Below are 6205 nucleotides of genomic sequence, written 5' to 3'. Positions count from 1 at the left end.
GCCGCCGTCGCAGAGACCAAGACCGGGGATGCTGTGGCCGCCTCCCTTGATCGAGACGAGGAGGTTGTTCTCCCTTGCGAAGTTGACTGAGAGCCTGATGTCTGCGAAGCCCGTGCATTTCGCGATCAGGGCAGGATGCTTCTCGATGTTTGCGTTCCAAATCCTGCGAGCGTCCTCATATTCGGGCGTCCCGGGTCGGAGCAGCGGTCCTCGAAGGGCCGTCTTGAAGTCGTGAACCGTGGTCTCGGCTATCGTTCGGCCGTCGAGGTTTACGACTCGCGTTTCCACCGAAACTCGGCTTCGGCATCTCGCCCTGACAATATATACGAATTCTCGGCGTGGCGGGTGAATGAAGCGAGACATACGACTCAGTCTTAAATAACAAGGCCGGCTCGGGAATACGTGGAAGCACGCGACTATGTGGTCATAGCTGCTTTCAGCGCACTCTGGGTAGTTCTCGCATATCTTTCGGGTTTCACAACAGTGGTCTCTGGGTTCATCTCCTTCTTTCTGCCAGTGCTCCTTATCTTCACCGTCCCGCTCTGGTTTGGCAAGAGAGGATTCGCCATCGGTCTGATAGGCGGAGTGCTCGGCAAGAACTTCCTTGTGTCAGGTGGTCCGCAAAACGCCGTCGGGGATTTGATTTTCACCGTTGGCGTGATGATGGGAGGGATGTATCTTCTAGCTCCGAGCGGACTAGCAGACATGAAAAGGGCAAGAGACTGGGTCATAAACATCGTCCTCAACGAGGTCCTGCTCTTCGCCGTAGCCGGCATTCTCTTCGTGAACCTCCTCCTCGGAACATTCCCACCAAATTACGGACTGCTTTGGACGATAGTATGGACGACGGTTCTTAGCAGTCTTCTTCTGGCAGTCATCAACTGCGTCTTGTTGCGAACACTGACCCCAGTGTTCAAGAGGACAGGCCTTTACTCTGGGAAGATGGCGAAAATGGAGAAACCCGCAGCATCTCCATCAGCTCCCATGGCCACACAGACAGCCAGCTAGACCAATCGGACAGGTAGCGGTAATACCGCAGAACTTTCCTAGGGTTAAATATTGAAAGGTGGTGCAAGCGTGAGTTTGCCTATTGCAAGACATAATCCAGACGCTGGGTCTCTGGCACGAGTATCCTAATGGCGTTGAAGCAATCCGCAACATAGACCTGACGATTCGTAAAGGGGATTACATCGCTCTAATCGGAAAGAATGGCTCTGGGAAATCTACGCTGGTCAAACACTTCAATGGGCTTCTCCGCCCGACCAAAGGAAAGGTCGTCGTGGGCGGGCTTGACACGGCTACCACCCGTTCCGAGAAACTCGCGAGAATAGTGGGTTACGTCTTCCAGAATCCAGACTACATGCTCTTCGCAACCACCATTGAACAGGAGGTCGAATTCGGTCCGAAGAACCTCAAACTGAAGCCGGACGAGGTCAGGAGAAGAGTCGACCGTGCCCTTGACGTGACAGGCCTCACGCCCAACCGTAAGGAATCACCGCTCTTCTTTGGGAAGGGGGTTCGCAGAATGATTACGATAACATCAATCTTGTCGATGGACCCCGAGGTGATGGTAATCGACGAACCAACGACGGGGATGGACTACAGAGGTCGCGAATCGGTCATGGTCCTAATTGACCGACTTAACCAGCTTGGGAAGACAATCATAATAATTACTCATGACATGAAAGTGGTCGCGGCTCATTCGAAACGAGCACTAGTGATGGCCGAGGGCGAGCTCATACTCGATTCTTCCACAGAAAGCCTCTTCGAGCACCAAGACGTGCTAGCCCGAGCCTCACTCAAGCCGCCAGAACGAATCGAATTTGCCAACGAACTTGGCATGAAAGAACACGGCCGGGTTCCATCGATTGATGATGTTTCGAAGAAGCTGAGGGAGATTATCCTAGGCGGTGAAGAATCCGAAGCGCAATCTTAGTACGGCAAGTAAGATGGTAAGGACAACAAAGAATGCCCCCCAGGCGATTTCCGACGGGCGCACTTTCTCCTTGGTCATCATCGTCCTTCCCGCTCCGGGAGTGAATCCCTTCACTTCCAAGGCGTTCGAGGAAGTCTGAATTCTTCTAATCGTAGCCAAGAATAACGGTATGACAATTGAAATCAGGTTTCTCACAAGTTGGACTGGGTTTTCGCGCTCTGGCAGAGCCCGCGCCCGTCGCGCTTCACGAATTACTGTCAGGTCGGCCATGGAAAGAGAAATGAATCTGAGGGTCAGCATGAGAAGAAACGAAGCTCCGTAGGGGAGCCCTCCCTTCATCAAACCTCGGATTAGATCCCTCTCCTTGCTGGTCGAGAGAAGGACACCGATGGTAGCGAAGAACAACGTGCCGATCCTTGATGCCGCTATTATGCCAGCGGAGACACCCACCCAACTGATTTGAATTGGTCCGTACTCGAAAAAGACTGTGCCTCCGTGATCGACCAAAGGGAAGATTATCAAAAACGCGGCCAGAACTGGGACAATTATCTTCAGGTAATTGACGAGAGAGGAAAACGGAATCTTGGCCAATGCCAGGATGCCGAGGACAAAAACCAACTCGATTGTGTTCCAGAATGGAGAAACGAAGATGAAGGTCGTTATCCAAAGGAACACGACAAAGGCTAATTTCGAAAGTGAACTGGCTCTATGAAGAAAGGATTCCTTTGCAACGTACCAACTCAGAGACAATGAGTAATTTCACCCTCCTTTCATGAGCGCCTTTGCTTCGGCAATATTGAGTGGAGTTGCTGAAACGAGTCCTTCATCCCTTAACGGGCCAAAAATAACCGAGATTTCCGGAGGATAGACTCCGTGTTCCAAGAGAAATTTCGGATTGACAAAGAAATCCTTTGGTTTCCCTTCAAGCAGTATTTTTCCCGAGTCGAGAAGCAGGAACCTGTCAGCCAGGGGAACCACGTCTTCCAAATCCTGTTCGACTATGACGATGGTGGTGTTGAGTGTCTGCCTAATCTTCCTGATCAGATTCATGACCTCGGTCTTGCCCACCGGGTCCAGTTCCGAAGTAGGCTCGTCCAAAAGCAGGATTCTAGGTTGGACCGCCACAAGCCCGGCGATTGAGACCCTTTGTTTTTGACCTCCCGATAGTTCCGCAGCTGTCCTTCCCATCAGCTCCGCGATTCCGAATTCTTCCTGGATGAATTTCAGTCGTCGGCTCGCTTCTTCCCCGCCTATGTTCAGGTTCTCCAGCCCGAACGCCAAGTCGTCCTCCACGCTTGGAAACACGAATTGGGCCTCGGCGTCCTCGAAGGCCATTCCGACCCTTCCAGCAAGTCTTGCGGCTTTCGTGGTTCTCGTGTCTGCTCCGTCTACGATGACCTTACCCTTCATCGTTCCCATGGCGAAAGAGTGGGGGAGGAGACTCTGAATGCATGATAGGAGCGTCGTCTTGCCTGCTCCCGTGGGACCCACAATGCAGACCGTCTCGCCGTACTGAACTTCGAGGTTGACACCGGTGAGGACCCAGTCTGTCTCTTGGGAATAGCGCCACCACAGGTCCGAGACTTCGATTGCGTTGGTCACTTTCTTTCAGGCCTGCTACTTGTACGCGAACGGCGCCTGCTTCCACCTATTGAATTCGTCCGGGTCGTGGGAATAGATGGGGCTGCAGGTCTTCGCAGTGCGGGCCTTTGTAGACTCGACGTAACTTCTCATTCGTTCAAGGGAACGCATGTAGGCTCTCTGGTCTAGGCAGGGCGCGCAGGGCCACCCCATGGGAGAAGTCCGCTCAGACCCCCAGAAGTTCTCCTTGGTCATTGAAGCGTCACCGGTAAACAGGAAGGTCCCCGAGCCTTCAGTTTCCACTGACACCGACACGTGACCTGCCGTATGTCCATGAGTGTTCAATATCTCTATACCCTTGACCACGGAGTAGTCTCCCTCTATCAGCTTCTTTCCGAGGCCAACGTCGAAGCATGGACGAAAGTAGGTTATCTCGAAGGGCTCGGGAACGAGGGCCTCCTGAAGCTCCTTCCTGTTGACTATCCAAGTTGCGTTCTTGAAGAGCCTGTTGAAGCTGCAGTGGTCGGCGTGCAGATGGGTGTTTATCACCACGTCTATGTCTTCAGGGCTGACCCCGAGCTTCTTCAGGGAGTTATCCAATCGTTGTTCAGGGCTTTGTTTTGGCACCAGAATCTGTCTGAGCATGGGGGACCAAAGCGCGGGGTCCATCCCTGTTTCTATCATTATCTTTGCCTCGGGATGGTCGACGTAGATTGAGTAGACCTGCGACCACACCTTCTGGCCTGCGCCTATGGCGAAAGTTACGATAGATTGGTCCTGTTGGAAAGTTCCGCCATCAAGAAAATAAACTCTCGTGGATGCCAAGCTGATTCTTGCTGACTTGAGCTCCAACCCAGCTTCAGTTCTTATAAGCGTTGGCAGAAAAAATCGGAATTTACGCTGGCGAGACTGCTTCAATCGTCTGTCTGTAATCGCGTCCGATGGGGACGATCAGAGGTAGTGTGACGCCGGCCTTCTCATACTCGGCCAATCTTTCTACGACCTGGCTTTTTGTTCCGCAAGCCGTGGTCATTTCTACCACCTCATCCGGTAGGCATCTATCCAACCCTATCTCATCCCCCGAGTCTATCGCCTTCTTCAGTAACACAGAATCTAATTCGAAACCACTGGCTTCAGCGACGGGTCTTGCTCCGGGGTGGATGAAGACTCTGCCGACCAGCGGCTTTGCACGCTTCACAGCCTTCTTTTCATCAGACGAAATCGAAGTGATTATCCTTGCTGCAAAGTCAATCGAATGGGCCGCCCGTCCGCTAGACCGTCTTGATGTCTCGACCAGTTCTATCACTTTTCTGACATAGGGTACAGTGCAGCAAAGCGTGATTAACACCCCATCGGCTATCCGGCCTGCCAGTTTCATCATGTTTGGTCCTTGTTGTCCAAAGTATATGGGAATCTTCGCTGGTATTGGGTCGAAGTTTATCTTCACACCGTCGAGATTGTAAAACCTGCCGGCGAAAGTAACGCGTTCTCCCAACAGCAGCCTTCGAAGCACGGATACCATCTCCTCCATGTGACCAAGCGGATGGCTGAATTTCAGGTCGACAAACTCGCCCGGGATTCCATGCTCGAGGGAGCCGATGACCCCGCCTGAACCAAGTCCCATAAAGAACCTTCCCCTCGTCAGTTCGCTCAATGTTGCAGCAGTCATCGCTATCAGACTCGGATATCGAGTGAATGGGTTGATGACGCCCGTCCCAATCATGATTCTCGAGGTACTTTGGGAAATCGAGCCCAAGATTGATGGAGCGTCTCTGTCGTAGTAGTGCTCTGGAACCAAGACAGAGTGGAAACGACATTTTTCCGCGAACAAAGCAGCTTGAACCATCTCCACTGAGGTCTTTGGTCCGAACCCAATCACGTAGCTCAGACCTATCCGTCTTATTCCCCTGTTGGTCATAGATTCCCCGGAGCAGGGTTCATCGTTGTCTTAACTCTGCAGCTCGGGTTTCATCTACTCTTGATTCCAGAGGACACTTCGTCGACCAGTCGATGGGTCGTTTCTCTTAAAAGTTGGAGGTTTCTCAGTCTTGCGTGCCTAGAAAGAAGGTTCCTTTCCGGGTGATCGACTCTGAGGGCGAAGAGCATGTTCTGACTTACAGTTCACCCTACTCAGCGAAGGGTTACGATGAATGGAAGACGTTGAAGCGGAACAAATGGTTCGAAAGCGGAAAGCCTACGAAGAACTGGATGTTGCACGAGACCGATTTCTACGATGAGGTTGAGAAGATCTGGGGCAAGAAGTGGGGCGCAGAAGGGTTGGGGAAGCTCAAAGAAGTGCTCGTGTCCAGGCCAACAGAAAACGAAACCAGGAAGGAATATGAGAAGGAATGGCAGTACTACTACTCTTCTTCTCGGGGGAGGGCAAACCTGTCAAAGCTTCAGGGGCAGTTCGATGATTACTATCGGATACTGGGGGAGAACGGGGTCAGGGTGAACTACGTCGAGCCTCCTCTTCCCGCCATAGGGCCGTACGGCTACCTCAAGAACATGGTCACGCTTGCAGGTGGAGGCCTTGTTGTAAGGGGTGGAGCCATCATCCACAGGATGGGGCTTGGGTCTTGGCAGAGAGGAAGGGAGGTCATTTGGACGAAGGCGCTTGCGGCCCTGGGAGTTCCAATCTATTTGACAATCCACGGCAAAGGAATCGGCGAACCGGGGGCGGGGAGG

At 52.6% G+C, this 6205-nt stretch carries 8 protein-coding genes; 3 read left to right on the top strand and 5 right to left on the bottom strand.

Annotated features, from left to right (window positions below):
• The coding region (locus VGS11_10705; GenBank protein ID HEV2120553.1) for a hypothetical protein at positions 1–288 on the bottom strand (288 nt) is incomplete at its 3' end.
• A 114-nt stretch (positions 289–402) separates the two neighbouring features.
• Here VGS11_10705 and VGS11_10700 point away from each other — a divergent pair.
• Together VGS11_10700 and VGS11_10695 are read left to right on the top strand one after the other, a co-directional pair.
• Complete coding sequence (locus VGS11_10700; protein ID HEV2120552.1) at positions 403–1008, top strand: hypothetical protein; 606 nt, start codon at positions 403–405, stop codon at positions 1006–1008.
• Positions 1009–1090: 82 nt separating this feature from the next.
• Complete coding sequence (locus tag VGS11_10695) at positions 1091–1936, top strand: ATP-binding cassette domain-containing protein (protein HEV2120551.1); 846 nt, start codon at positions 1091–1093, stop codon at positions 1934–1936.
• On the opposite strand, the gene VGS11_10690 is transcribed toward VGS11_10695, so the two are convergent.
• Genes VGS11_10690 through VGS11_10675 form a run of 4 tightly spaced genes read right to left on the bottom strand, consistent with a single transcriptional unit; the run spans position 1904 to position 5435 of the window.
• Positions 1904–2686 (bottom strand): energy-coupling factor transporter transmembrane component T, encoded by a 783-nt coding sequence (locus VGS11_10690; protein HEV2120550.1) that lies wholly within the window; start codon positions 2684–2686, stop codon positions 1904–1906. The two genes, VGS11_10695 and VGS11_10690, sit on opposite strands and share 33 nt — an antisense overlap.
• 9 nt (positions 2687–2695) lie before the next feature.
• Positions 2696–3538, bottom strand: coding sequence for an ABC transporter ATP-binding protein (locus VGS11_10685; GenBank protein ID HEV2120549.1), 843 nt, complete (start codon positions 3536–3538; stop codon positions 2696–2698).
• Between the two features lie 15 nt (positions 3539–3553).
• Positions 3554–4369, bottom strand: coding sequence for an N-acyl homoserine lactonase family protein (locus tag VGS11_10680; protein HEV2120548.1), 816 nt, complete (start codon positions 4367–4369; stop codon positions 3554–3556).
• A 43-nt stretch (positions 4370–4412) separates the two neighbouring features.
• Positions 4413–5435, bottom strand: a complete 1023-nt coding sequence (locus VGS11_10675; GenBank protein ID HEV2120547.1) for an LLM class flavin-dependent oxidoreductase — start codon at positions 5433–5435, stop codon at positions 4413–4415.
• Between the two features lie 134 nt (positions 5436–5569).
• Here VGS11_10675 and VGS11_10670 point away from each other — a divergent pair.
• On the top strand, positions 5570–6205 hold a 636-nt coding region (locus VGS11_10670), incomplete at its 3' end, for a hypothetical protein (protein HEV2120546.1).

The sequence above is a fragment of the Candidatus Bathyarchaeia archaeon genome, from assembly GCA_035935655.1.
Lineage (GTDB): Archaea > Thermoproteota > Bathyarchaeia > 40CM-2-53-6 > 40CM-2-53-6 > 40CM-2-53-6.
The sequence above is the reverse complement of the archived record's forward strand: the minus strand, read 5'-3'. Positions and strand labels throughout refer to the sequence as shown.